The sequence below is a fragment of the Bradyrhizobium sp. 76 genome (assembly GCF_023073025.1).
Classification (GTDB): domain Bacteria; phylum Pseudomonadota; class Alphaproteobacteria; order Rhizobiales; family Xanthobacteraceae; genus Bradyrhizobium.
In genome coordinates this window covers 88,917-113,169 of record NZ_JADPIS010000064.1, presented here as the reverse complement: position 1 = coordinate 113,169, position 24,253 = coordinate 88,917, and the positions used below count along the sequence as shown (strand labels likewise).

Annotated in this window: 21 protein-coding genes and 1 tRNA gene; 15 read left to right on the top strand and 7 right to left on the bottom strand. The window is 63.2% G+C overall.

The annotated features are described in order from the left end of the window. The first annotated feature begins 126 nt into the window (after positions 1-126). On the top strand, positions 127-1,335 hold the full coding sequence (locus IVB48_RS15570; RefSeq protein WP_247400652.1) for an EAL domain-containing response regulator: 1,209 nt from the start codon (positions 127-129) through the stop codon (positions 1,333-1,335). Between the two features lie 19 nt (positions 1,336-1,354). Here IVB48_RS15570 and IVB48_RS15565 read toward each other — a convergent pair whose 3' ends face one another. Then, positions 1,355-2,209: an NAD(P)H-dependent oxidoreductase gene (locus IVB48_RS15565; protein ID WP_247400651.1), complete on the bottom strand. Its 855-nt coding sequence runs from the start codon at positions 2,207-2,209 to the stop codon at positions 1,355-1,357. Between the two features lie 93 nt (positions 2,210-2,302). On the opposite strand from IVB48_RS15565, the gene IVB48_RS15560 reads away from it, so the two are divergent. Next, on the top strand, positions 2,303-3,238 hold the full coding sequence (locus IVB48_RS15560) for a LysR family transcriptional regulator (RefSeq protein WP_247400650.1): 936 nt from the start codon (positions 2,303-2,305) through the stop codon (positions 3,236-3,238). Positions 3,239-3,256: 18 nt separating this feature from the next. Here the strand turns inward: IVB48_RS15560 and IVB48_RS15555 are convergent, their stop codons facing one another. The 4 genes from IVB48_RS15555 to IVB48_RS15540 form a co-directional block, all read right to left on the bottom strand. Further along, positions 3,257-4,117 carry a DMT family transporter gene (locus IVB48_RS15555; protein ID WP_247400649.1) on the bottom strand — a complete coding sequence of 287 codons (861 nt, stop codon included), beginning with the start codon at positions 4,115-4,117 and terminating at the stop codon, positions 3,257-3,259. A gap of 449 nt (positions 4,118-4,566) precedes the next feature. Continuing rightward, a complete protein-coding gene (locus IVB48_RS15550) occupies positions 4,567-6,864 on the bottom strand; it encodes a hypothetical protein (RefSeq protein WP_247400648.1) in 2,298 nt (765 codons plus the stop codon). A 592-nt stretch (positions 6,865-7,456) separates the two neighbouring features. After that, positions 7,457-7,546: transfer RNA gene (locus IVB48_RS15545), tRNA-Ser, on the bottom strand. A 419-nt stretch (positions 7,547-7,965) separates the two neighbouring features. Continuing rightward, positions 7,966-9,111: an ROK family protein gene (locus IVB48_RS15540; RefSeq protein WP_247400647.1), complete on the bottom strand. Its 1,146-nt coding sequence runs from the start codon at positions 9,109-9,111 to the stop codon at positions 7,966-7,968. 333 nt (positions 9,112-9,444) lie between these two features. Between IVB48_RS15540 and rplU the strand changes: the two genes are divergently transcribed. From rplU to IVB48_RS15525, 3 genes are all read left to right on the top strand, one after another. Continuing rightward, positions 9,445-9,837, top strand: a complete 393-nt coding sequence (gene rplU / locus IVB48_RS15535; protein ID WP_027566432.1) for a 50S ribosomal protein L21 — start codon at positions 9,445-9,447, stop codon at positions 9,835-9,837. Between the two features lie 97 nt (positions 9,838-9,934). Beyond that, on the top strand, positions 9,935-10,204 hold the full coding sequence (gene rpmA, locus IVB48_RS15530) for a 50S ribosomal protein L27 (RefSeq protein WP_018459863.1): 270 nt from the start codon (positions 9,935-9,937) through the stop codon (positions 10,202-10,204). A 156-nt stretch (positions 10,205-10,360) separates the two neighbouring features. Then, positions 10,361-10,954 (top strand): GNAT family N-acetyltransferase, encoded by a 594-nt coding sequence (locus IVB48_RS15525; RefSeq protein WP_247400646.1) that lies wholly within the window; start codon positions 10,361-10,363, stop codon positions 10,952-10,954. A 51-nt stretch (positions 10,955-11,005) separates the two neighbouring features. On the opposite strand, the gene IVB48_RS15520 is transcribed toward IVB48_RS15525, so the two are convergent. Further along, on the bottom strand, positions 11,006-11,920 hold the full coding sequence (locus IVB48_RS15520; protein WP_247400645.1) for a DMT family transporter: 915 nt from the start codon (positions 11,918-11,920) through the stop codon (positions 11,006-11,008). Between the two features lie 272 nt (positions 11,921-12,192). Between IVB48_RS15520 and IVB48_RS15515 the strand changes: the two genes are divergently transcribed. From IVB48_RS15515 to IVB48_RS15505, 3 genes are all read left to right on the top strand, one after another. Beyond that, positions 12,193-12,672, top strand: coding sequence for a MaoC family dehydratase (locus IVB48_RS15515; RefSeq protein WP_027566429.1), 480 nt, complete (start codon positions 12,193-12,195; stop codon positions 12,670-12,672). Positions 12,673-12,773: 101 nt separating this feature from the next. Beyond that, entirely contained in the window at positions 12,774-13,814 is a 1,041-nt protein-coding gene (gene obgE, locus IVB48_RS15510) for a GTPase ObgE (RefSeq protein WP_027566428.1), read from the top strand. Positions 13,815-14,008: 194 nt separating this feature from the next. Beyond that, on the top strand, positions 14,009-15,643 hold the full coding sequence (locus IVB48_RS15505) for an alkaline phosphatase family protein (RefSeq protein ID WP_247400643.1): 1,635 nt from the start codon (positions 14,009-14,011) through the stop codon (positions 15,641-15,643). A 132-nt stretch (positions 15,644-15,775) separates the two neighbouring features. Here the strand turns inward: IVB48_RS15505 and IVB48_RS15500 are convergent, their stop codons facing one another. Next, entirely contained in the window at positions 15,776-16,741 is a 966-nt protein-coding gene (locus tag IVB48_RS15500) for a Bug family tripartite tricarboxylate transporter substrate binding protein (RefSeq protein ID WP_247400641.1), read from the bottom strand. Positions 16,742-16,937: 196 nt separating this feature from the next. Between IVB48_RS15500 and proB the strand changes: the two genes are divergently transcribed. The 7 genes from proB (at position 16,938) to IVB48_RS15465 (ending at position 24,151) form a co-directional block, all read left to right on the top strand. Beyond that, a complete protein-coding gene (proB, locus tag IVB48_RS15495) occupies positions 16,938-18,059 on the top strand; it encodes a glutamate 5-kinase (RefSeq protein ID WP_247284906.1) in 1,122 nt (373 codons plus the stop codon). A gap of 225 nt (positions 18,060-18,284) precedes the next feature. After that, a complete protein-coding gene (locus tag IVB48_RS15490; RefSeq protein WP_247400639.1) occupies positions 18,285-19,580 on the top strand; it encodes a glutamate-5-semialdehyde dehydrogenase in 1,296 nt (431 codons plus the stop codon). A gap of 20 nt (positions 19,581-19,600) precedes the next feature. Next, entirely contained in the window at positions 19,601-20,245 is a 645-nt protein-coding gene (locus IVB48_RS15485; RefSeq protein WP_247358160.1) for a nicotinate-nucleotide adenylyltransferase, read from the top strand. 238 nt (positions 20,246-20,483) lie between these two features. Then, positions 20,484-20,840: a ribosome silencing factor gene (rsfS, locus tag IVB48_RS15480; protein ID WP_247400637.1), complete on the top strand. Its 357-nt coding sequence runs from the start codon at positions 20,484-20,486 to the stop codon at positions 20,838-20,840. A 96-nt stretch (positions 20,841-20,936) separates the two neighbouring features. Beyond that, entirely contained in the window at positions 20,937-21,419 is a 483-nt protein-coding gene (gene rlmH / locus IVB48_RS15475) for a 23S rRNA (pseudouridine(1915)-N(3))-methyltransferase RlmH (RefSeq protein ID WP_027566421.1), read from the top strand. Between the two features lie 33 nt (positions 21,420-21,452). Continuing rightward, entirely contained in the window at positions 21,453-22,799 is a 1,347-nt protein-coding gene (locus IVB48_RS15470) for a peptidoglycan DD-metalloendopeptidase family protein (protein ID WP_247400635.1), read from the top strand. Beyond that, on the top strand, positions 22,796-24,151 hold the full coding sequence (locus tag IVB48_RS15465; RefSeq protein ID WP_018459850.1) for a S41 family peptidase: 1,356 nt from the start codon (positions 22,796-22,798) through the stop codon (positions 24,149-24,151). Before IVB48_RS15470 ends, IVB48_RS15465 begins: the two co-directional genes overlap by 4 nt. Positions 24,152-24,253 lie beyond the last annotated feature (102 nt).

Genomic DNA, 24,253 nt, shown 5'->3' with positions numbered 1-24,253 from the left:
CCCAGACAATTTTAGACATGATGGGTGCTTTAACGTTACCCAGATAATTCGACAATCGACTGAAGCCTTCCATATTTGAAACTGCTCACGTCGCTAACACACCGGCACGGAACGGGAGTGCTTGCGATGAACGACGAAATTGTAGAACTCGCCGAACGAAGGCCGAAGACCTTCGGACGGCGAAAGGTGAAGCCGCGCGCATGCGTCGCCGACGGCAAGCGCCATCTTCGCGCGTTTCTCGCGGAAGTGCTGGAGGATCTCGGCTTCGTCACCACCGAATGCGCCAGCGCCGAGGAGCTGCAGAGCGTGCTGACGAGCGAATTGCCCGACCTGATCCTGCTCGGCATCGCCGCCGACGGCATCGAGCCCGGCAAATTTCTGGAGACGCTGGTGCGCGAGGCCTTCGACGGCAGGGTTCTGACTGTGGGCGCCCGCGAGTCGATCATCGTCAGGGCCGTGCAGCAGGTCGGCGAGGAATACGGCCTCAAGATGCTGCCGCCGCTGACCACGCCGTTTGCCGCGGAGACGCTGCGCGACCGCGTCGCGATGCTGTTGCCCGAGGAGCCGGCGCCGAGCCCGGCCGTGCATGTCGGCGAGGCCCTGCACGCCGGCTGGCTCGAGCTCTGGTACCAGCCCAAGATCGACGCGCGCACGCTGATCCGCAATAGCGCCGAGGCGCTGGTGCGGATGCGGCATCCGACCTGGGGCGTGGTGCCGCCCGCCTATTTCATCCCCGAAGAGCACGACCCGAATATGCGCGACCTCTCCGAATTCGTGATCGAACGCGCCATGCAGGACTGGCACTATCTGCTGGAGCAGCAGAGCCCGGTCGATCTCGCGATCAATCTGCCGGCGTCATATCTGAAGGAGCCGCAGGCCGTGCGCGATCTCTGCCGCCGCATGCCGACGCATCCGGCGTTCGGCGGGCTGACGATCGAGATCGACAGCGAGGAGGCGATCCGCGACCTCGATCTCATGGTCGAGGTCGCCCGCGAACTGCGTCTGCACAATATCGGCCTGTCGATCGACAATCTCGGCGCCAACTGGCCGTCGCTGATGGATAAGGACAAAATTCCCTTCATCAAGCTGAAGGCCGACCGGCACTTCGTCACCGGCAGCGGCACTGATCGCCTCAAGCGCACGGTGTGCCGTCACATCGTCGAGCTTTCGCATGGCTATGGCGTGCGCGCCGTCGCCGAGGGCGTCGAGAGCCGGGCCGACCTGGTCACCGCGAACGAGCTCGGCTTCGACCTCGTGCAGGGTTTTCTGTTCGGCAAGCCGATGCCGCTGAAGAAGTTTGCGCGGAGTACGCTGACGCGGACGGTGATGGGGTGATTCCGTGCGCAGGCGGCGGTTACGCTGTTGTCGCGCAACCATCCGCCGTCGATCGCATGGAGCTCGCCGCACCATTCGGACTGCGTGCCTCGACCTGCGCGGCGTGAAGCGCGAATCCGGTGGCGCCGGGATGCTCGAGTCCCGCGCGGAGCTGCATGCTCGGAATCAGATAATCGCCGCCATTCTGGCGCCGGTAAGGAATCGGCGATGCCGTCGCAAGCGTTCGCATCCTCTCGCGCAATCGTTCGGCAGTCGACTGGAAACCAGCTTCGTCCAGTTTGTCGGCCTTGTAGGCAACGAACGGGGGAAGCACGTCATATCCCGGATAATAGAGGATGCCGTGATTGATCGGGAACAGCAGGTCGTCGATCGGCCCGTTGATTCCGCGCGCCAAATAATGCTCCTGCCAGCCGCCGGCGGTCACGATCAGCATCGCGCGTTTGCCCGCCAGCCTGCCTTCGCCGTAACGGTCGCCCCACCGCTTGTCGCTGTGCTCGCCGACGCCATACGCGAAACCGTAGGCGAACACGCGGTCGACCCAGCCCTTGAGGATGGCCGGCATGCTGAACCACCACAGCGGAAATTGCAGGATCAGGACGTCCGCCCACAGCAGCTTCTCGATCTCGGCCTTGACGTCCGCAGTGAGTGTGCCCGACTCGAACGCCTGCTTGGAGGCGGCGGCCGGCGCCAGCCGCGCGTCCGGCGGCAGCAGCGGAAAGTCGGCGCGGCCGACATCGGATGTCCAGCCCTGCGCGTAAAGGTCTGACACCCGCACCTCGTGTCCCTCAGCCTCGAGTTCTCTGACAGCGACGTCGCGGAGCGAGCCATTGAGGGAGCGCGGCTCGGGATGAGCGAAGACGATCAACACTTTCATGATCAGCTCCTTGGTTGATGATTTCGAATCACCAGGTAGCGTGCACGGCTGCAATTTGGTAGTCGTCGCCAATGGATAGGATCATGCCGAAATATGGATAGATCGGACGTGACGCTCGAACGCATGCGCAGCTTTGTGCGGGTTGCCGAGCGCGGAAGCCTGTCCGCGGTCGCGCGCGAGCTTGGTCTCGGCCAGTCGACAGTGACGCGGCATCTTCGGGAACTGGAGCAGGCCGTCGGCGTGCCGCTGCTCACGCGGACCACACGCAGCGTGACGATGACGGAGGAGGGGCGCCGCTACTACGCCGACTGTGTGCAGATCCTCCGCCTGGTCGAACTGGCGGGCGACGAGGCGCGCAGCACGCGCGGCGCGCCTGCCGGAACGGTGCGCGTCTCCTGCACCGCGGCCTTCGGCGTGCTCCATGTCAGCCGTTTGGTTTTCGCGTTCCAGGACCGCTATCCGGACGTGGCGGTGGATCTCAGCCTGACCGACGAGCGGATCGACCTGGTGCGGGAAGGTGTCGATATCGCGCTGCGTCTGGGGCCGCTAACCGACAGCTCGATGAAGCTTAGGCTGCTGGGTCAGTCGCGGCGGGTGCTTGTGGCCGCACCGGACTATCTGGCTTCGCGCGGCAGGCCCACGCGGCCGCAGGATCTCGCCAGCCACGAGGGTGTCAGGATGTCGAACATCGCCGGCAGCGACATGCTCGTGCTGCACGGGCGCCGCGGCGGCCGCCATGTGGTCCCGTTCGCAGGGCGGCTGCGGGTGGATCACGGGCTTGCCGCACGCGAGGCGCTCGCGGCCGGGCGAGGCATTGCGCCGGCCCATCTTTGGCTCGTCGACGACCTTCTTGCCTCCGGCCAGCTTGAGCGCGTGCTTCAAGACTACGCGCCGCCTTCCGTTCCGCTCAACATGCTGATCGTCCCGGAGCGGTCCAGCATTGCGCGGGTACGGCTGCTGATCGATTTTCTCGCCGAGGGAATCGCGCAGCTGCCGGGGCTTGAAAAGCCGCAACCGGGTAAGAACTAAGGCCGCATCAATCCGGCCTCAGGCAAACCGCCGCGCGAAGAAGACGCAGGCGACCACCAGCGCGGTCGCCACGATCATGCTCCAGGCGACCGGTTCGTGCAGAAGCAGACCGGCAAGCGCAAGGCCGAAGAACGGCTGGAGCTGCTGCAACTGGCCGACGCGGGCAATGCCGCCGATCGCGAGCCCGCGATACCAGAAGATGAAACCGACGAACATGCTGAAGATCGAGACATAGGCGAGCCCGATCCAGGCGGGCACACCGACGCCGCTCCAGCTCGACGGCCAGGTCAGGATCATGATCGGCACCATCAGCGGCAACGCCAGCAGCAGCGCCCAGGAGATCACCTGCCAGCCGCCGAGGCGGCGCGACAGCGCGGCGCCTTCGGCATAGCCGAGCCCGCACAGCACGATCGCCGCCACCATCAGCAGATCGCCGGTGAGCGATGCGGTACCGTCGTTGGAGAGGGCAAAGCCCGCCACCGTGGCACTGCCCAGGACAGCGAACAGCCAGAACATCGGCTGCGGCCGTTCGCCGCCGCGCAGCACGCCGAAGATCGCGGTCGACAGCGGCAAGAGCCCGATGAAGACGATCGAATGCGCCGAGGTGATGTGCTGGAGCGCGAGCGCCGTCAGCAAGGGAAAACCGACCACGACGCCGATGGCGACGATGGCGAGCGAGACGAGATCCCCACGCGCCGGCCGCGCCTGACGGAGCAGGCCGAGCACGGCCACGCCGATCAGCGCCGCGATGACCGCGCGCGCCGAGGTCAGGAACAGCGCGGAAAACCCGCCGACCGCCACGCGCGTCGCCGGCAGCGAGCCGCTGAAGATGATGACGCCAAGAAGCCCGTTGCCCCAGCCGCTGCCGGAAGATTGCATGCCCGTCTCGCCCTTGTCGGTGGATCCCAACTGGAGAGACCAGCCGGGGGCGGCGTGACGATTACCTGTAAGCTTTCCAACGCCCAACAACAAAAAGCGCGAAAACAACCCCATGCACAGTAGACCGGGGCTGCAAGATCAATGACTTACGCGGGGCGGAATCGTCTGACTGGGCGGCGATCGAATCGTCCGGGGATTCGGACGACGTCGCGCGTCCTTTGACTCGTCGGGCAAAACAGGAGCATGATTCTATCATTGCAGGATGTTGCCGCCTGTTGGGTTCAGATCAGCCAGATACTTAGAACCGGCGTCACTCCCGTAAGCAACAGGTGCTCGGGGCCCCCATGCCACGGCTCCCATTTTGGGCCTCCGCCCGCCAACATGATCGATGAAGTGACTTCATTTTTTCAGCCATTCCCGGAGCAGCCGGGGGAGTGCGATCTCCTGCGCTAAGTGAGGGCCGACTGCACACGTGAGAAGTAAATGTGCTCGGTTGCATCCGCCAAGTCCTGTGGACGCATCCCACGATACTGAGTGCCAAGTTCGGCATTAACCCGATCATAGATGTTGTAAGGCTCAAGCTCTCTGGCCGAAATCAGGATGGCTCTCCTACGGAACCTCTCGTTTAGACTGGCCGCCAAAGCGATCTCCTCTTGAGAAAAAGGCGAGAGTCTTGCCAACAAGATAAACGTGTCAAATCGCTTCGGAATTGCGTCGGCAACGGCCCGCAAGTTCTTGATATCATCTTGATCGATACGATCCCCTTCGTCCTTACATTCTCCGACGATGAATATCGGCGCGTCCGGGAACGATTGCGCATAGATGCCGACAAAATCGGTCTCACACTCTGGTAAGCCGGCGCCGTTGACGGGCTTAAGATCATATGAAGGCGCCAGCAAAATTCGCCCAGCCATACCTCGCAAGTTGACTGACAACTGTTGTAGCAATAGCGCGACAGGTATCGCACCCTGTGTATTCTTCTCAATCCCGAGGATACCTGTCCGTCGGTAAGAAAAATCCGCGCTCACTAATTGACGAGAGAAATCGTGAGAGTTGCCGCACAATTCGCAAGTATTGTGTTGCTTGAGATTGTCTAAGGTATACCAGCTCGGCAGATTGCAGCTCGGGCAAGTCAAATCGACGCCTATGCGAAACAGGCCTTTTGCGACTAAATGTTCTAATACCATTGTTTGGGTGAGCGGACCTGAAGGCCGAGGCTCAATGAATAATCTTTCATGATCAGAGAACCTCGCACCCGTAGCATGATCGGTTTTCCCAATCGCTTGCAGAGCTGCACTTTTTGAGAATGTCGCGTTTGGCCCGTACGTTTTTATGAGCCGTCGCACACCGGGAATTTTGAACGCACGACAATCGTCATAGCCGCCCATTCGGGCTACAAGTTGTCGCGTCATCAGACCGCTATTGCTCGGCTTGGCGCTGAGGTTAGCGAGTTTAAAGATGCTCTCTATGAGTTCTGATACGCGCAGTGCGCGAAGCGTGAGATCATTATCGGCCGCATCTACGATGACTGCCACGCGATCGGGTTCTAGTCGCATTTTGCGGTAGTCAAAGTACATCGCCCGCGAAGCCATCTCGTTTAGCTCGGGCACATATGGAGGAGTGAATGTGTGCTGCTCGTCAACGGCGCTGTAGATGCTAAGCGAAGCAATTAGGTGCTGAGTGTAGAACCATGGATCACTGCTGAACGGTTTTTCGTTTAGCGAAAAAACGACACTCGGCCGGTCAATACTCTTGCTCACTACCCCCAGCGCGGATGCATCGCCCAGTATCATCATTGGCGGAACGACATTTAGTCCATTCCATAACTCGGGTACGGTCTTGGAGAACGTTCGCACCTCATCACCCAACGCTACGCGCGCGGCATCAAAGACTTGCCGATTTCGGGCCCAAACCGCCAAATGTTGAAACGGTTCGGGTTCATGAGCGACCCGAGCTAGAAAGTCAGCCTTGTAGCCAGGAAGAATGCGCTCGTAGCGATGAATGTGGGCTAGATCGACGAACAGTAAGGGAACATCGGCAGCGCGCAGGTTCCAGAACGCTACAAGGTCTTCGGTGTTCGACACATCCCCAACATAGAAGCCGGGGTGCTCCCGCCCAGCCCGCACACCATGGTGCCGGTAAAGACCGTAGCGATTTAAGTGAGCTACACTAGTTCGCGCGAAAAGTGCGTGCGAGACGGGCGCGTCTGCGTCGATCGCGAAATCAACCGCCATTGTAGCTCGATGGATAATGGATGCGTAATCGATATCTACTTCGTCAGGAGTTGGGAACGAACCGAACTGAAAGAGCCACCCGTCTGCGAGAGGATCGGCCTCGTCCCAAACTATTCGGAGAAAGCCACGATCGGTGACTGACTTCCAGTCTGGCTGCTGGCTCCAGTAGGCCAGCGCATTTTGAACGTCGAGAAGATATGATCGCGATTGTCCCTGCTCGCGATCTATGAACAGCTCGTCTCCGAAGAATGGATTTATCAGGTGGGAGAATTCATCTCTCAAGGTTTGCAGCTGAGGCTGCTGGCCCAGGACGACGATGTGATCAACTCGGAAAACTTCGATTAGACGCCTGGCTTCCTCCGGCCGATCTCCAAATAAAATCGGATTATGCCTCCCGCCCCAAAAAGCATTACTCAGCCGAACAGCGCGACGGACGGCTTCAATGTCTCCGGAATGAACGACCCATGCGATGCGCATTGGACGATAGCAAATATTTACCTTGCAGGTTTCCATGAGAAGGATTCCGAACGATCAGAGAAGAACTGAGAGCAATACCGCTGCATTCATGAGAACGAAGCTGTCGGCAGGCAATGATATTGGGGCCGCCTTTGGAGGCGTCGGCAATCATGATTGATTGGCCTGACCCAGCTCTTTTTCTAGCTGGAAGGCGATTTCAAAACCAAGAATCAATTTCAAGTGGAATTGAGAGTACGACAACGGGCGTCACGGTCCCAGTCTGGCGATTAGTCGTTCATTTCAGTACGGAGAAAGAAACGCGATCGAGAATGCCGCTGTTCTTTCGCGCTCATCGATCTTCGGAAGATTAGACGGCGGCCGCAATTCTTCCGTCGGGAGCCCGGCGCCTCGCCCAGGTTGCTGAATTGCACCCATGCGCGTTCGGCGATTCCAATTCGTGCTACAGAGCTCTTCCGCTTTTCCCAAGCGTCACTGGATGTCGATGCCATCGACATTGTTGTCTTTTGCGGAGGATGAACCACGGCCGAAAACTCAGGCAGGTCGCCTTCGCGCCCGCATTAGGGCGTTTGCAACGGGCGCGGTCATTCCCCACGAATATCTAAACAATAACAGTGAGATAGTCTCATATTGGCGGAGAGGGAGGGATTCGAACCCCCGATAGGCTTGCACCTATGCCGCATTTCGAGTGCGGTGCATTCGACCACTCTGCCACCTCTCCTGAAGGCGCCAAGCAAGGAGCATGGCCCCTGTGGTTCGGGCGTTAATAGGCGAGGATGGCGGGCCAGACAAGGCTGGGAGGGCGAAAATCGGGCCGGTTTTCCGGCTGGACCCACGATGTCACGGTGATGATCGGGGGCGATCACGGATTTCAGCGGCGGTTTGCGCGGGAATGAGCCTGAGCCGTTCGCCTCTGACCCGGCGCGGCCCCGATGCGGCACGTCGGTGACCGAATCACTGGTACCCGCAAAAGGCGGGGTGGGACCGCCAGACGCGGTAAACACTGGCGGTCCCGGTGCCGCTCATTAAAATTCTGGCTGGGAAGGGCGGCTTCGCCGGCCAGGTGAGGCGACGGTTCCGACCGTAGCGGGCGGCCCGTGCACCGCAACGCAATCCGGTCCTTAACCTAACCAGTCAAGGTTACTCCTTGTCGGATTTGGCCTTTTTCTTCCCGTTGCCCGTGGAATCCCCGTCTTTTCCGTTATCCTTGTCCTTGCCGTTGTCCTTGCGGCGGTTGGTGAAGCGGGCATTGCCCAGCCCGGTGCCGATGGTGAGCACGCCCCAGCGATCGACGTCCTGCATGAACGGCACCTCGGAGAGGCCCTGAACCACGCCGTCATTGTGCATCAGGATCGCGGTGTCGTGCTCGCCGACCTGCGGGATGCCCTCGAGCAGGCTCGCCGGCAGGTTGAACTTGCTGCTCTCCCAATTGCCCGGCAGGTTCTGCGCGCCTTTCTCGATGGAGCCGTCCGCGTTGATCACGCCGGGACAGGCAATGCCGATGAACGGCGCCAGCTTGTAGCCTTCCTTCTCGGCCTCGGTGATCAGCCCCTTCAGCATCTTGGTGAGCCGCTTCACCGCGCCTTCGCGCGTCGGCTCGTCGTCGGCATGACGCCACAGCTCGGACTTCACGACCTTGGCTTTCGACAGGTCTTTTGCCTTTTTCCAGCTGGTCTCCACCAGGCCGCAGCGGATGTTGGTGCCGCCGATATCGACGGCGAGGATGCTGTCATGGGCCTCGAAGATCCATGACGGCGCCAGATGCAGCGCGCCGATCAGGCCGGCTTCGTCGGGATGATGGCGGATCGGCACCATGTCGATCTTGAAATCCTCGGACATGAGGATGATCTCGGTGCGCGCGATCGCGAGCTCGCCGAGCCGGGAATCGCGAAAGCCGCCGCCGACCACGATGCGCTCGGTCTTGGCCCAGGCCTTGGACTTGAGGAAGCGGCGGGTGACGTAAGCGAGTTCCTGGGCGAAGTCCTCGATGGCGCTATGCACCACCGCCCAGGCCTCGGTGTCATCACCGACCAGGATGGCATCCAGCGTCTTCTTGCTGATCTCGTCGGACGGCTCCTTGCCGAACGGGTCCTCGCCTGACTTGCGCAGCGGCTTGCGCCAGCGCTCGAGGATCTCCCTGAACGCGCCCTTGCTGGCGCGGTCGCCAATGAAGCCGTCCTCGTCCTTCATCTCGATGTTGAAGCTGTCGATATCCACCGAGGGCAGCCGCTCCGCGCCGTGATGGGCGATGCCCGTCGTCGTCTTGACCAGCTCGTCTGTTGCCATGGTAAGCCCCTTGCCCGTGTGACCGAATTCGCCGGGACAACGGCGGGGGAACCTGTTGGTTGCGGCGCGGTCCGAAATTCGCCTGCGGGGCCGGATCGGGCCTAAATGCTTCAAATCGGGCCGTTTTCGCCGGCTTTTCCTTGACTCCGTGCGGTCAGCGGCTATAAATCCCGCAACCGGCGCGGGGCGTTTCTCGCGCCGCTTGTTTTTGCGTGGGTTTTCAAAGGGATAACTCCCGCCCGCACAAAACTCGCATAAACCCTTAACGACTGACAAAAAGCCGGCCCCGACAATATGTCGCGAGGCCGGGAATGAACACGAAGGAAAACAACGATGTTCGCAGTCATCAAAACCGGCGGCCGGCAGTACCGCGTCGTTCCGGATGATGTCCTGGAAGTAGGCAAGATCGAAGGCGAAGTCGGCTCGATCGTGCAGCTCAATGAAGTTCTCCTGGTCGGCGGCGACACGCCGATCCTGGGTCTGCCCACGGTCGCCGGCGCCTCCGTCGCGGTCGAGGTGCTCGATCACAAGCGCGGTCCCAAGGTCATCGCTTTCAAGAAGCGCCGCCGCAAGAATTCGCGCCGCAAGCGCGGCTATCGCGACGAGATCACGGTGCTGCGCATCTCGGAGATCCTGACGGACGGCGCCAAGCCCACCAAGGGGCCGCGTCCGAAGCGGGAAAAGGTCGTCAAGCCAGAGACCACGACCGAAGAGGCCGCCGCATAATTTGATCACGCGCCATCACGAATTGATGCGTGAGAAATTGTGAAATGATTCCGTCAAGGAATTGATCTAGAAATACTCAGGATTTCGGAGACGAGCCATGGCTCACAAAAAAGCAGGCGGTTCATCGCGCAACGGTCGCGATTCCAAGGGCAAGCGCCTCGGTATCAAGGCGTTCGGCGGGGAAGTTGTGATTCCCGGCAACATCATTGCGCGTCAGCGCGGCACCACCTGGCATCCCGGCCTTAATGTCGGCATGGGCACGGACCACACCTTGTTCGCCAAGATCGAGGGCCGCGTAACGTTCCAGGCCAAAGCCAACGGCCGCACCTTCATCTCGGTGCTCCCGCTCGCAGAGGCGGCTGAATAGACGGTGGATCAAATTTGGAGTCCGCCGGGTCCCAGACCGAACCGGCGGAGTCCTTGAGATCAAAATAGATCGAAGGCTCCAGGGGAGGCGGGAAACCGGCCTCCCCTTTCGTTTGCGTGCTCACTTTTCACTTTAGTGACTTCGACGGAGCCGGACATGTTGCAGGATTTTTCGAGCGTGACCTTGCGGGAGGCGAGACCGAGCGTCGTCGCCACCGAGCGGCTGACGTTGCGGCGGCCGACCCTCGCCGACGTCAGGACCATCGCCCTCCTCGCCAACGATCCTCGCGTTGCCGAAAACACAAGGCGCCTCCCGCATCCCTATTCGCAGGACGACGCCGTCGCCTTCGTCCGCACGACCGCCGTGCCCGGCGGCGAGACCGTGTTCCTGATCGAGCATGACAGCGGCCCCATCGGCATGGTCGGCATCGACTGCTCGACGCCCGGCAATGCCGAGCTCGGCTATTGGCTCGGCGTCGAGCATTGGGGCCGCGGCTTTGCCACCGAGGCCGCGCGCGGCGCGATCGACTTCTTTTTCGAGGAGTTCGAGGACGATCATCTCTATGCAGGCGCGCGCGTCACCAACCCGGCCTCGCGCAACGTGCTGGAGAAATGCGGCTTCCAGTGGAGCGGCGTCCAGCTGCATCGCTTCCTGGCGCTGGGCTCGTCCACGCCGGTCGACTGCTTCCGGCTCTCGCGCGGCGTCTGGGCGTCGCTGAAGAGCTGGAGCAGTGCGAGGCGCGTGAGGTAGGCCCAACGCCCACCACATGTCGTCCCGGCGAAGGCCGGGACGACAGCGTGGTTACGCCGGCGGATTCACATCCCCGTTCCCACGCCCGAGATCGCGCTCACGCAAGTAAATATAGAACCCGGCGCCGATGATGATGGCGGCGCCGATGATGGTGGCGATCTCGGGCACGTCGCCGAACACGACGAAGCCGAAGATCACCGCCCAGACGATCATCGAATATTGATAGGGCACGACGACGCTGGCCGGCGCGAGCTTGAGCGAGCGGTTGACGCAGAACAGCGCCGTGACCGAGACGCATCCCGCCAGCGCGAAGATCACGAGGCTGCCCGGTGTCGGCGGCACCCAGTGGAACGCCGACAGCACCGCACCCAGCAAGAACGTGCCGACGAATTGCGACGACGCCATCACGATATCGGGCGTCTTGCGCAGGCTGCGCGTGATCAGCATCAGCGTTGCGAAGGAAAGACTGCCGCCAAGCGCGATCAGCGCCGGCAGGCTCACCGTCTGTGCCGATGGCCGCAGCGCGATCAGCACGCCGCAGAAGCCGACCAGGATCGCCGTCCAGCGCCGCCAGCCGACTTTCTCGCCGAGAAAGATCGCCGACATCGCGGTGACGAAAATGGGCCCCGCGAGATAATAGGTGATGACGTCGGCGAGCGGCAGATAGACCGTCGCAAGGAAGAAGGCCGCCACTTCCAGCGTCGACAATACGACGCGAAAGAGCTGGAGGCCCGGCCGCTCCAGCTGCAGGAACTGGTGACGCTGCCGCCAGACCAGCGGCGACAGCAGCAGCAGCGCCGCGCAGGCGCGCAGGAACAGCAGCTGCCCCACCGAATAAGTCCCGACCAGGAACTTGCCCATGGCATCGCCGAACGAGAACATGAAGATCGACAGCACCATGAGTGCAATCCCGGCCAGCCGCGCCGAGCGTTCGTCATAGGCCGAGAGATTTTTGAAAAGGGGCATTGCTGTCGTTCGTGGAAACTCGTCATTGCGATGAGCTCTTGCGACGAAACAATCCAGACTGTTGCCGCGGAGACAGTCTGGATTGCTTCGCTTCGCTCGCAATGACGAGCGGAGAGAGCGTCGGAACGGCGACCAGAGTCGCTTGCGGTCGTTTTAATGACGTGAGCGCCCGCGACAAGCCCAGGCAAGACGAATTGAACGGATTGCCGCAGTCTTCGCGTCGCGGTAGCGATGGGCGACACCGAACGAAAGAGCCAGGAAAGAGCTTAGCCATGACCGACTTCGACCCGGCCCGGCATCGCATGATCCCCGCGCAACGCTGGTTTGAGGATTTCGTGGTCGGCGAGCGCTTCGTGCTGCCGAGCCGCACGCAGACGACGGCCGTGTTCGCGGCCTTCCAGACCGCGAGCGGCGACACTCATCCGGTGCATTACGATGTGGAGTATTGCCGCAGCCGCGGCATGCCGCATCTGCTCGCCCACGGTTTCCAGACGCTGATCCACACCGCACCCGGCGCGGGCCTGTTTCCGTTCATGGTCGAGGACTCCCTGGTCGGCTTCCTCGAGCAATCCAGCCGGTTCCTCAAACCGGTGTTCGCCGACGATACAATCTATCCCGCGCTCGAGGTCACCGAGCTGGTGCCGGGACGCTCGACCGGCGCCGTGACGCTCAAAAGCACCGTGTTCAACCAGCGCAAGGAGCTGGTGCTGGATGGCACGCAGAAATTCCTGATCCGGCGCCGGCCCCTCTGACGTCGTCCTGTGGTTAAGCAAGGCCACAAATCGCCGGGTTTCGGCCGATTTGCGGGTCTATCCGGGTTGCCGCGCGGGACCGGCTGGCCTACCTATGGCCCATGAAATTCCTAGACGAAGCAAAGGTCTATATCCGCTCCGGCGACGGCGGAAACGGCTGCGTGGCGTTCCGCCGCGAAAAATTCATTGAATTCGGCGGCCCCTCCGGCGGCAATGGCGGCCGCGGCGGCAATGTCATCATCGAGGTCGCCGACGGGCTGAACACGCTGATCGACTATCGCTACCAGCAGCACTTCAAGGCGCAGAAGGGCGAGAACGGCTCGGGCTCGGACCGCCACGGCGCCAACGGCAAGTCGATCGTGCTGAAGGTCCCCTTGGGCACGCAGATCTTCGACGAAGATCGCGAGACCATGATCCACGATTTCACCACGGTGGGCGAAAAATTCGTGCTGGCCGAAGGCGGCAATGGCGGCTTCGGCAACGCCCATTTCAAGACCTCGACCAACCGCGCGCCGCGCAATGCCAATCCCGGCCAGCCCGGCGAGGAGCGCTGGATCTGGCTGCGGTTGAAGCTGATCGCGGATGCCGGCCTCGTCGGTTTGCCCAATGCCGGCAAATCGACCTTCCTCGCCAAGGTCAGCGCGGCCAAGCCGAAGATCGCTGACTACCCCTTCACCACGCTGCATCCGCAGCTCGGCGTCGTGAATGCCGACGGCCGCGAATTCGTGCTGGCTGACATTCCCGGCCTGATCGAAGGCGCGCATGAAGGCGTCGGTCTCGGCGACCGCTTCCTCGCCCATGTCGAGCGTTGCCGCGTGCTGCTGCATCTCATCGATGCGACCTGCGAGCACGCCGGCAAGGCCTACAAGACGGTGCGAACCGAGCTGGACGCCTATGCCGGACAGCTCACCGACAAGATCGAGATCGTCGCGCTGAACAAGATCGACGCGGTCGAGCCGGACGAGTTGAAGAAGCAGAAGGAGCGGCTGAAGCGCGCCGCCAAGAAGACGCCGCTGCTGCTCTCCGCGGTCACCGGCGACGGCGTGCAGGAAGCGCTGCGCGCCCTGGCGGACGTGATCGGCGAGAGCCCGGTGTCTGCGAAAGCGAAGAGCGCGGCCGAAGCGGAGCCTTGGTCGGTGTGATTCGTCGTCCCGGCGAAGGCCGGGACCCATAGCCACCGAACGCGATTTGGCGAAGATTGGTCATTGCCGTCTTGCGCCACGACTTCTGCTGAGGAGTATGGGTCCCGGCCTTCGCCGGGACGACGTTGGGAGAGGTTGTCACCGGCGTTCCGATAGCGCAGCATCCAGCAATCAAGAAACGGCAGGGATGATTCATGGCGCGCGCGAAGAACGTTCTCTGGATCATGTGCGACCAGCTTCGTTACGACTATCTCGGCTGCACCGGCCATCCCACGCTGAAGACGCCGAACATCGACGCCATGGCGAAGCGCGGCGTGCTGTTCAGCAAGACCTATGTGCAGTCGCCGATCTGCGGTCCCTCGCGGATGTCGTTCTACACCGGGCGCTACATGCGCTCGCACGGCTCGCACTGGAACGGCTGGCCGTTGCGCATCGGCGAGCCCACCCTCGGCGATCACCTCAAGAAGCTCGGCGTGCGCAACGTGCTGGTCGGCAAGACCCACATGGCGCCCGATCTCGAAGGCATGAAGGCGCTCGGCATCCCGCCGGAATCGATGATCGGCGTGCATGTCGCCGAATGCGGGTTCGAGCCCTATGAGCGTGACGACGGCCTTCATCCCACCGGAAGGCCGCGTCCGAAATACGACGAATATCTGCGCCAGCAGGGTTTTGATGCGCCCAATCCCTGGGAGCATTGGGCCAATTCCGGCGCGGCCGAGGACGGCTCGCTCCAGAACGGCTGGCTACTCGTGCATGCCGACAAGGCCGCGCGCGTGCCGGACGAGCATTCCGAGACGCCCTACATGACGCGGCGCGCGATGGACTTCATCACCGAGGCCGAGACCGACGGCAGGGCATGGTGCCTGCATCTGTCCTACATCAAGCCGCACTGGCCCTACATCGCGCCCGAACCGTACGCCAGCATGTATTCGACATCAGACATGATTCCGGTGATCCGCTCCGAGCGCGAGCGGCAGAATCCGCATCCGGTGTTCGGCGCCTATATGGACATGCGCTACTCCCGCAACATGGCGCGCGACGATGCCCGCGAGAAGGTGATCCCGACCTATATGGGCCTGATTACCCAGATCGACGACCAGATGGGCGTGCTGATGAAGTTCCTGGAGGAGCGCGGCCTCTCGGACACCACCATGATCGTATTCACCTCCGATCACGGCGATTATCTCGGCGATCACTGGATGGGCGAGAAGGATCTGTTCCACGAGCAGTCGGCGAAGATTCCGCTGATTGTCATTGATCCCTCGAAGGAGGCGGATGCGACGCGCGGCACGCGCAACGATGCTCTGGTCGAAGCCATCGATCTCGCGCCGACCTTCGTCGATTATTTTGGCGGCAAGGTGCCGGGCCATATCCTCGAGGGACGCTCGCTGCTGCCGCTGCTGCGCGGCGAGAGTCCGCCGGATTGGCGCAAGGTGGCGTTCTCCGAATACGACTATGTCATGCAGGACGTGCGGCTGAAGCTGAACCAGCCGATCGAACGCTGCCGCCTGTTCATGGTGTTCGACGGCCGCTGGAAATACATCCACGCCTCAGGCTTCCGCCCGATGCTGTACGACCTCGAAACCGACCCGGAAGAGTTTCTGGATCGCGGCGACGACCCCGAGTGCGCCGGCATCATCGCGCGACTGCAGGCGGAATTGTTCGACTGGGCGCTGCATCCCAACGACCACATCACGACCTCGCGCGACAAGATCGCCGCCTACGCCGACAACCAGCTGCAGGTGAAGGGCGGCATCCTGATCGGCATCTGGGATGAGGCGGAGCTGGCGTCAATCAAGGACGGAATTGAACAGCGCGCGAAGCTGTAGGTGAGCGGAACGACGCTCTCTCGGCTCGCCGTGCCCGGGCTCGACCCGGGCATCCACGTCTTGCGTCAAGTGGCGGTGCACGTGGATGGCCGGGACAGGCCCGGCCATGACGGCGTAGAGCGGAAACAGAAACTAATTCTCGATCTTGTATCCCGTCGCCTTCACGATCGGCTGCCAAAAGGCGGTGTTTGCGGCGAGCTCCTTCGTCAGACCTTCCGCGCTGCTGCCGACCGGGATCAGCCCGATTGCGGTGAGCTTTTCCTTCACCTCGGGCTTGGCGAGCGCGGCGCTTGCGGCAGCGCCGAGCTTGCTCGCGAATTCCGGCGAGCTGCCGGCAGGAAGCCACATGCCGTACCAGGCGTCGGCGACGAGATCGATGCCGCTCTCCTTCAAGGTCGGCACCTCCGAAGCAAAGGGTGAACGTTCGGCGCTGCTCACCGCGATGATCTTCACGCCCTTGGCGCGATGCTGCGCAAGCGCGTCGGCCAGCGTGGTGATCCCGAACGGAACATGGCCGCCGACGAGGTCGTTGAGGATAGCTGCGCTGCCGCGATAAGGCACGCGGCTCAAGGGAATGCCGAGGTCCTTCTCCAGCTTCGAGCCCATGAAATGCGGAATGGTGCCGCTGCTGGGTACGCCGAACGAGGTCCTGTCCGGATGTGCCTTCAGCCAGGCCACGAACGACTTGAAGTCCACAGCGTCAACCGCCGGGCTGATCACCAGCGCGAATTCAAACCGCGCCAGCAGCGATACCGGGAGGAAATCCTTGGCAGCATCGAAGCTCGGAATCGTCTCCACCATCGGCAGCAGGTACATCGTGGGCCCGGTCGTCACCAGCACCATGCTGCCGTCGGGGCTTCCCCCCTTCACCGCCTTGATGCCGATCAGGCCGTCCCCGCCGGTGCGGTTCTCGACCACGATGGTCCGCTGCAGCGCCGGCGCCATCTCCTGCGCGATCAGCCGGCACAGCGTGTCGCCGCCCGCTCCCGCCGCAAACGGGAAGATGATTTTGGTGAGCCCAGCCTGTGCTCGCGTCGCTCCCACCTGCGCCAGTAGCGGCAGGCCCAGACAACGGGCCATGAATTTGCGGCGGTCCATTGGTTTCCTCCACCGTTTATGGTTGGCAGCATGAGAGCCGGACGGCCGCCCGGGACAACCCGGCGTTCATCCTTTACCATGCCGGCGCCTTGCGCGGGCCATCGTCCTGCTGCAAAAAGCAGGCCTTACCGGCGCCGCTGTTTGCTCCGCCGTTCCATAGCTTGAGCAATCCTCACACGCGCCAGCACGTACACACATGGCCAGCCCCGAACTCAGTCAATTCCGCCGCATCGTCGTCAAGGTCGGCTCCGCGCTGCTGGTCGATTCCGACAAGGGCGAGGTGCGCGCGTCCTGGCTTGCCGCGCTCGCCGACGACATGGCCAAGCTGCATCGCGAGGGACGTGACGTGCTCGTCGTGTCCTCCGGCTCGATCGCGCTCGGCCGCAGCCGTCTGAAACTGCCGCGCGGCCCGCTGAAGCTGGAGGAGAGCCAGGCGGCGGCTGCCGTCGGTCAGATCGCGCTGGCGCGGATCTGGTCGGAGGTCCTTGGCGCCCACGGCATCGGCGCCGGCCAGATCCTGGTGACGCTGCAGGACACCGAGGAGCGCCGCCGCTATCTCAACGCGCGCTCCACCATCGGCAAGCTGCTGGAGTGGCGCGCAATCCCCGTGATCAACGAGAACGACACGGTCGCCACCAACGAGATCCGCTACGGCGACAACGACCGCCTCGCCGCGCGCGTCGCCACGATGGCGAGCGCGGACCTGCTGGTGCTGCTGTCCGACATCGACGGGCTTTACGACGCTCCGCCGAAGAACAACCCGAACGCCAAGCTCATTCCGGTCGTCGACAGCATCTCCTCGGAAATCGAGGCTGTCGCAGGCGACGCCGAGTCCGAGCTGTCGCGCGGCGGCATGCGCACCAAGGTCGAAGCCGCAAAAATCGCGACCACCGGCGGCACGCATATGCTGATCGCCTCGGGCAAGATCGAGCATCCGCTTCAGGCGGTCGCCGATGGCGGCCGCTGCACCTGGTTCCTGACGCCGGCCAATCCCATCACGTCGCGAAAACGCTGGATCGCGGGCTCGCTGGAGCCGAAGGGCACGCTGACCATCGACGCCGGCGCGGTCGCGGCGCTCCGCGCGGGCGCCAGCCTGCTGCCGGCCGGAGTCGTCAAGGTCGAGGGCCAGTTCGCCCGCGGCGACGCCGTGATCGTCCGCGGCCCCGACACCAGCGAGGTCGGCCGAGGCCTGATCGCCTATGACGCCGACGATGCCGAGCGGATCAAGGGCCGCTCCTCCCCGGATGTCATGGCCATCCTCGGCATCAGCGGGAGGTCCGAGATGATCCACCGCGATGATCTGGTGATGGGCGGGTAACGCTCGGCAGGCGCCCAAACCGTCATGCCGGGCTTGTCCCGGGCATCCACGTTCTTTCTTGCTGGCGGCAAGGCGTGGATGGCCGGGACAAGCCCGGCCATGACGTCGGAGCTGGGCCAGTGGCCGAGGTGGCACAACACCGGGAGACCTGCCATATCCTGCCGCCCTTCGCAAAAGCGGGATTTCCGTGCTAGGACACTGCCTTAGCAGAAGGTTGAAACTCCCATGGCCGCCCCCCTCAAAGCCGTCGACGGCAATGCCGATCTTCAGGCGCTGATGACCGATCTCGGTACCCGTGCCCGCGCTGCCGCGCGCGTGCTGGCGCTGGCGCCGCCGGAGCAGAAGAACCGGGCGCTCGAGGCCATGGCGCGGGCGATCCGCAACAACGCGGCCGCGATCCTTGCCGCCAATGCCGAGGACGTCACCGAGGCCCGCGCCTCCGGCAACGCTACCTCGTCCTTCATCGATCGCCTGACGCTGACGCCGGCGCGGGTCGAGGGCATGGCCGAGGGCATCGGCATCGTGCGCGGCATTGCCGATCCGGTCGGCATCGTCACCGAGAGCTGGCAACGGCCGAACGGCATGACCATCGAGCGCGTGCGCGTGCCGCTCGGCGTCGTCGGCGTGATCTTCGAGAGCCGGCCGAACGTTGCGGCGGACGCCGGCGTTCTGTGCCTGAAGTCCGGCAATGCCGTGATCCTGCGCGGCGGCTCCGACAGTTTCCGCTCCTGCCGCGCGATCCACGACTGCCTGGTGCAGGGCCTGCGCGAAGCGGGCCTCCCCGAGGCCGCAATCACGCTGGTGCCGACGCGCGACCGCGCGGCGGTAGGCCAGATGCTGTCGGGATTGGACGGCGCCGTCGACGTGATCGTGCCGCGCGGAGGCAAGAGCCTCGTTGCGCGTGTCGAGCAGGAAGCGCGCGTGCCGGTGTTCGCGCATCTCGAAGGCGTCAACCACGTCTATATCGACGGCAGCGCCGACCTCGCCATGGCGAAATCGATCGTGCTCAACGCCAAGATGCGCCGCACCGGCGTCTGCGGCGCCGCCGAGACGCTGCTGGTCGATCGCGCCGCTGCCGGTAAAAACCTCAAGCCGCTGATCGAGATGCTGATCGAGGCCGGCTGCGAAGTGCGCGGCGACGACGCCGTGCAAAAGACCGATCCGCGCGTCAAACCAGCGAGCGCGGACGATTGGGACACCGAATATCTCGATGCGATCATCGCAGCGAAGGTGGTGGACGGCGTCGACGGCGCGATCGCGCATATCCAGAACCACGGCTCGCATCATACCGATGCGATCGTGAGCGCCGATGAGACCGTTGCGAAAAGATTCCTGAGCGAGGTCGATTCCGCGATCGTGCTGCACAACGCCTCGACGCAGTTCGCCGACGGCGGCGAGTTCGGCTTCGGTGCCGAGATCGGCATCGCCACCGGCAGATTCCATGCCCGCGGCCCGGTTGGCGCCGAGCAGCTGACGAGCTTCAAATATCGCGTTCACGGCACCGGGCAGACGCGGCCGTAGACGACGCAGGGCGCGGGGCATTGAGCAACAATTTCGTCGCGCCACGTTTCTTCGCGCAGGCCATACCGACCCATACCTCTGGCATGCGCATCGGCCTGCTCGGCGGCTCGTTCAATCCGCCGCACCAGGCCCATCGCGCGATCAGCCAGTTCGCGCTGAAACGTCTCCAGCTCGATCGCGTGTGGTGGCTGGTGACGCCAGGCAATCCGCTGAAGGAGAACGGCGCGCTGCATGAGCTCGGCGAGCGCATGCAGGCGGCACGCGAAATGGCCGACGATCCCAGGATCGAGGTGAGCTGTCTCGAATCCGTCATTCGCACGCGCTATACCATCGACACGATCAACACCTTGCGCCGCCGCCTCTCGGGCTTGCGCTTTGTCTGGATCATGGGCGCCGACAACCTCGCTCAATTCCATCGTTGGCAGCACTGGCGGCGCATCGCCGGTCAAGTACCGATCGCGGTCATCGACCGCCCGCCGCAGAGTTTTCGCGCCCTCGCCTCTCCCGCCGCCCAGGCGCTCAGGCGCTATCGGATGCCGGAGAATGAGGCGCCATTGCTTGCGGATCGGGCCGCCCCGGCCTGGGTGTTCCTGACCGGAATGAAGCTGAATCTCTCGTCGACCGGCTTACGGAACCCGGACGGAAGCTGGAAAGGTACGAAGTGAGTCAGATTGTGCGAACGCCATGTGGCCTTCGGGCTCTCTGGCATATTGAAACCCTTAACCCCACATGATGTAGTGTAACCAGTGAGCGCCGGATTCGGCGTTCGCGATACAGTGAAAGGAATGGTCCCTGACCACATCTGTATTGTCCAAGACAGCCTCACCCAAGACGGCTTCACCGAAGTCTGTTTTACCCAAGGTTGCCAAGCCGACGCGTAAAACATCGACCAAAGCTGCGGCCTTGAAGGCGCAACCCGACGCCGACAAGACGCTGAGCCTGATCCTCTCCCGCCTCGACGACATGAAGGCGGAAGAGACGGTCACCATCGACCTTCGCGGCAAATCGGCCTACTCCGACTACATGATCGTCACCACCGGCCGGGCCAACCGGCACGTCGGCGCGATCGCGGAGAACGTCGCCAAAGGCCTCAAGGAAAACGGCATCAAGAACATCCACGTCGAGGGCTTGCCCCATTGCGACTGGGTGCTGATCGATTCCGGCGATGTGATCGTGCACGTGTTCAGACCCGAGGTCCGCGAGTTCTACAGTCTCGAGAGATTGTACACGCAGGGCCCAGGGGCGGCGAAGGCGATCTGAGAGGCTGCTGGCCGATTTCGAATCGGCTGACGCGCATGCTAGCGTCGTGCGCGCGCAGATCGCGCGCGGTCCAGAAAACACGACCCTGAACATATCATGCGCATAGCCGTCATTGCGGTGGGTCGGCTGAAGCAGGGCCCCGAACGGGAGCTTGCCGAGCGCTATTTCGAGCGGTTCGACGAGGCCGGCCGCAAGCTCGGATTCCGCGAGCTCGCCATCCACGAATTGCCCGAAAGCCGCGCGCGCGATACTGCGACGCGGATGGCCGAAGAGGCGGCGGCGATCTCCGCGCATGTTCCCGAAAAATCGGTCCTGGTGGCGCTGGACGAGCGCGGCCAGAATCTGGATTCGACCGTATTCGCACGGCATCTCGGGCGCTGGCGCGACGAGGGTGCCGGTCATACTATCTTCATGATCGGAGGGGCGGACGGACTTTCGCCCGAATTGCGCCGTAAGGCCAAGCTCGCGATCGCGTTCGGCTCTGCGACCTGGCCGCATCAAATGGTCCGCGTCATGCTTCTGGAACAGCTTTATCGGGCCGCCACCATTCTGGCCGGCCACCCCTATCACCGCGCGTGATCCGCGCCACAACGAGCACCTTTGCTTAAAGCGATGCGAGCGCCAATTCTCAACCTGCTGCTGATCGCCGGCGTTTTGGGCTCAAGTATTTTGGGCGCAAGCCTCGCGCAAGCTCAGACGCCTGCACCGCAGACTGCGGCCGTCGCGCCCGATGCGATCAAGCAGCGCGAGCAGGAGCTCGAAGCCGCGCGCGCCAGCAAGAAGAGCGCGGAGGAAGCGCAGGCCAAGCTCAAGGCCGAGATCACCTCGCTCAGCCAGGACCGCACCCAGCTCAATCAACAATTGATCGACACCGCCGCCAATGTGCGCACTGTCGAGACCAAGATCGACGAGGCCGAAGTGCGGCTGCGATCGCTGAACGGCCGCGAGCAGGCGATGCGCAGCTCGCTCGATTTACGCCGCGCCGACATCGTCGAGGTGCTGGCGGCCTTGCAGCGCGCCGGAAGGCGGACGCCGCCGGCGCTATTGGTACGGCCCGAGGATGCCCTGCAATCGCTGCGCACGGCGATGCTGCTCGGTGCCGTCGTGCCGGAATTACGCGGTCGTGCCGAGAAGATCGCAAGCGAGCTCGGCGAGCTCGTGGCCTTGCGCAAGACCATCGCGACCGAGCGCGACCAGCTCGCATCCGACCGCGACAAGGTGCGTAACGACCAGACCCGGCTCGCGGCTCTGGTCGACGAGCGGCAGCGCCAGCAGGCGTCGCGCGAAAAGGACCTCGACGCCGAGAATGCGCGCGCCGTCGCGCTCTCACGACAGGTCGGCGATCTCCAGGGGCTGATCGCCAAGATGGAGCAGGATCTGCAAAGTGCCGCCAAGGCAGCCGAGAAGGCGGCCGAGGCGGCCAGGCAGGCCGAGGCCAAGGCGGCTGCAAACGCGGCCGCCAGCGCCAAGACCGGCCCCGGCGCTTTCAAGGACCGCTCCCGGACCACCCCGGCGATGGCCTTCGCCGCAGCCAAGGGTCTCCTGCCTCTTCCGGTTAACGGTAACAAGATCAGGGATTTCGGCGGTTCGGACGGGCTCGGCGGGGTCCAGAAGGGCATTTCGCTGGCGACCAGGCCCGGCTCCCAGGTCACGACGCCGTGTGACGGCTGGGTGGTCTATGCCGGCCCGTTCCGCAGCTATGGACAACTCTTGATCCTCAATGCCGGGGGCGGGTATCATGTGCTGATCGCCGGGATGGAGCGCATTTCGGTCAACATCGGTCAGTTTGTGCTCACGGGGGAGCCTGTCGCGACCATGGGGTCGACTTCTCAAGTCGCCTCCATTCTCGCCACGAACGCGAGTCAACCTGTGCTCTATGTCGAGTTCCGCAAAGACGGCACTCCAATCGATCCAGGCCCATGGTGGGCCGCAAATGAAGGCGAGAAGGTTCGCGGATGATGCGCAAGACTTCAGTTATCCTCCTCAGCGCGGCCACCGGTGCGGCGCTGACGCTGTTCGTGACGCAACCGCGCGCAGTCTTCATGGGCTCCAGCGCGCGAGCCGCCACGGCGGACACCTATCGCCAGCTCAATTTGTTCGGCGACGTCTTCGAGCGCGTGCGCTCGGACTATGTCGAGAAGCCCGACGACACCAAGCTGATCGAATCCGCGATCAGTGGCATGCTCACCGGTCTGGATCCGCATTCGAGCTACATGGACGCCAAGAGCTTCCGCGACATGCAGGTGCAAACCCGCGGTGAGTTCGGCGGCCTCGGCATCGAAGTCACGATGGAAGACGGCCTGATCAAGGTGGTCTCGCCGATCGACGACACCCCGGCCTCGCGCGCCGGCGTCATGGCCAACGACATCATCACCAATCTCGACGACGAGGCGGTGCAGGGCCTGACCCTGAACCAGGCGGTCGAGAAGATGCGCGGCCCCGTCAACACCAAGATCAAGCTCAAGATCATCCGCAAGGGCCAGGACAATCCGATCGACGTCACGCTGGTGCGCGACAACATCCGCGTCCGCTCGGTGCGCGCCCGCGTCGAGGCCGACGACATCGCCTATATCCGCATCACCACCTTCAACGAGCAGACCACCGAAGGCCTGAAGCGCGAGGTCGCCAACCTCTCGAATCAGATCGGCGACAAGCTGAAGGGCTATGTCATCGACCTCCGCAACAACCCGGGCGGCCTGCTCGAGGAAGCGGTCACCGTCTCCGACTCCTTCCTGGAGAAGGGCGAGATCGTTTCGACCCGCGGCCGCAATGCCGAGGAGACCCAGCGCCGTACCGCGCATACGGGCGACCTCACCAAGGGCAAGCCCGTCATCGTGCTGGTCAATGGCGGCTCGGCTTCGGCATCGGAAATCGTCGCCGGCGCGCTGCAGGACCACAAGCGCGCGACCATCGTCGGCACGCGCTCGTTCGGCAAGGGCTCGGTGCAGACCATCATTCCGCTCGGAAGCGGCAACGGCGCGCTGCGTCTGACCACGGCGCGCTACTACACGCCGTCGGGCAAGTCGATCCAGGCCAAGGGCATCGTGCCCGACATCGAAGTGCTGCAGGACGTGCCGGACGAGCTGAAGTCGCGCACCGACACCAAGGGCGAAGCTTCGCTGCGCGGCCATCTCAAGAACGACGGCGACGAGAAGACCGGCTCGCAGTCCTACGTTCCGCCGGACGCCAAGGACGACAAGGCGCTCAAGCTCGCCGACGATCTGCTCCACGGCATCAAGAACAGCGCCTCCGCGGCGCCCACCCCGGGCGGCGACAAGGCCACGACCGACAAGCCCAAAGCGGCGAACTAGGTCGGCGCATCGCGATCTGACGAAAAAGGGCGGCTCCCGGAGCCGCCCTTTTTGCTTGGAACTCCTGCTATCCCCGGCCTATCCCGGCCTATCCCGGCCTGC

Bases quoted from the DNA above. Each gene is read 5' to 3' on its own strand.
- IVB48_RS15570 (WP_247400652.1), top strand. From the start codon at position 127: ATGAACGACGAAATTGTAGAACTCGCCGAACGAAGGCCGAAGACCTTC.
- IVB48_RS15505 (WP_247400643.1), top strand. From the start codon at position 14,009: ATGGCGCGCGCGAAGAACGTTCTCTGGATCATGTGCGACCAGCTTCGT.
- IVB48_RS15565 (WP_247400651.1), bottom strand. From the start codon at position 2,209: ATGAAAGTGTTGATCGTCTTCGCTCATCCCGAGCCGCGCTCCCTCAAT.
- IVB48_RS15525 (WP_247400646.1), top strand. From the start codon at position 10,361: ATGTTGCAGGATTTTTCGAGCGTGACCTTGCGGGAGGCGAGACCGAGC.
- IVB48_RS15500 (WP_247400641.1), bottom strand. From the start codon at position 16,741: ATGGACCGCCGCAAATTCATGGCCCGTTGTCTGGGCCTGCCGCTACTG.
- proB (WP_247284906.1), top strand. From the start codon at position 16,938: ATGGCCAGCCCCGAACTCAGTCAATTCCGCCGCATCGTCGTCAAGGTC.
- IVB48_RS15555 (WP_247400649.1), bottom strand. From the start codon at position 4,117: ATGCAATCTTCCGGCAGCGGCTGGGGCAACGGGCTTCTTGGCGTCATC.
- IVB48_RS15470 (WP_247400635.1), top strand. From the start codon at position 21,453: ATGCGAGCGCCAATTCTCAACCTGCTGCTGATCGCCGGCGTTTTGGGC.
- rlmH (WP_027566421.1), top strand. From the start codon at position 20,937: ATGCGCATAGCCGTCATTGCGGTGGGTCGGCTGAAGCAGGGCCCCGAA.
- obgE (WP_027566428.1), top strand. From the start codon at position 12,774: ATGAAATTCCTAGACGAAGCAAAGGTCTATATCCGCTCCGGCGACGGC.
- IVB48_RS15520 (WP_247400645.1), bottom strand. From the start codon at position 11,920: ATGCCCCTTTTCAAAAATCTCTCGGCCTATGACGAACGCTCGGCGCGG.
- IVB48_RS15540 (WP_247400647.1), bottom strand. From the start codon at position 9,111: ATGGCAACAGACGAGCTGGTCAAGACGACGACGGGCATCGCCCATCAC.
- IVB48_RS15560 (WP_247400650.1), top strand. From the start codon at position 2,303: ATGGATAGATCGGACGTGACGCTCGAACGCATGCGCAGCTTTGTGCGG.
- IVB48_RS15490 (WP_247400639.1), top strand. From the start codon at position 18,285: ATGGCCGCCCCCCTCAAAGCCGTCGACGGCAATGCCGATCTTCAGGCG.
- IVB48_RS15515 (WP_027566429.1), top strand. From the start codon at position 12,193: ATGACCGACTTCGACCCGGCCCGGCATCGCATGATCCCCGCGCAACGC.
- rplU (WP_027566432.1), top strand. From the start codon at position 9,445: ATGTTCGCAGTCATCAAAACCGGCGGCCGGCAGTACCGCGTCGTTCCG.
- IVB48_RS15465 (WP_018459850.1), top strand. From the start codon at position 22,796: ATGATGCGCAAGACTTCAGTTATCCTCCTCAGCGCGGCCACCGGTGCG.
- IVB48_RS15550 (WP_247400648.1), bottom strand. From the start codon at position 6,864: ATGGAAACCTGCAAGGTAAATATTTGCTATCGTCCAATGCGCATCGCA.
- rpmA (WP_018459863.1), top strand. From the start codon at position 9,935: ATGGCTCACAAAAAAGCAGGCGGTTCATCGCGCAACGGTCGCGATTCC.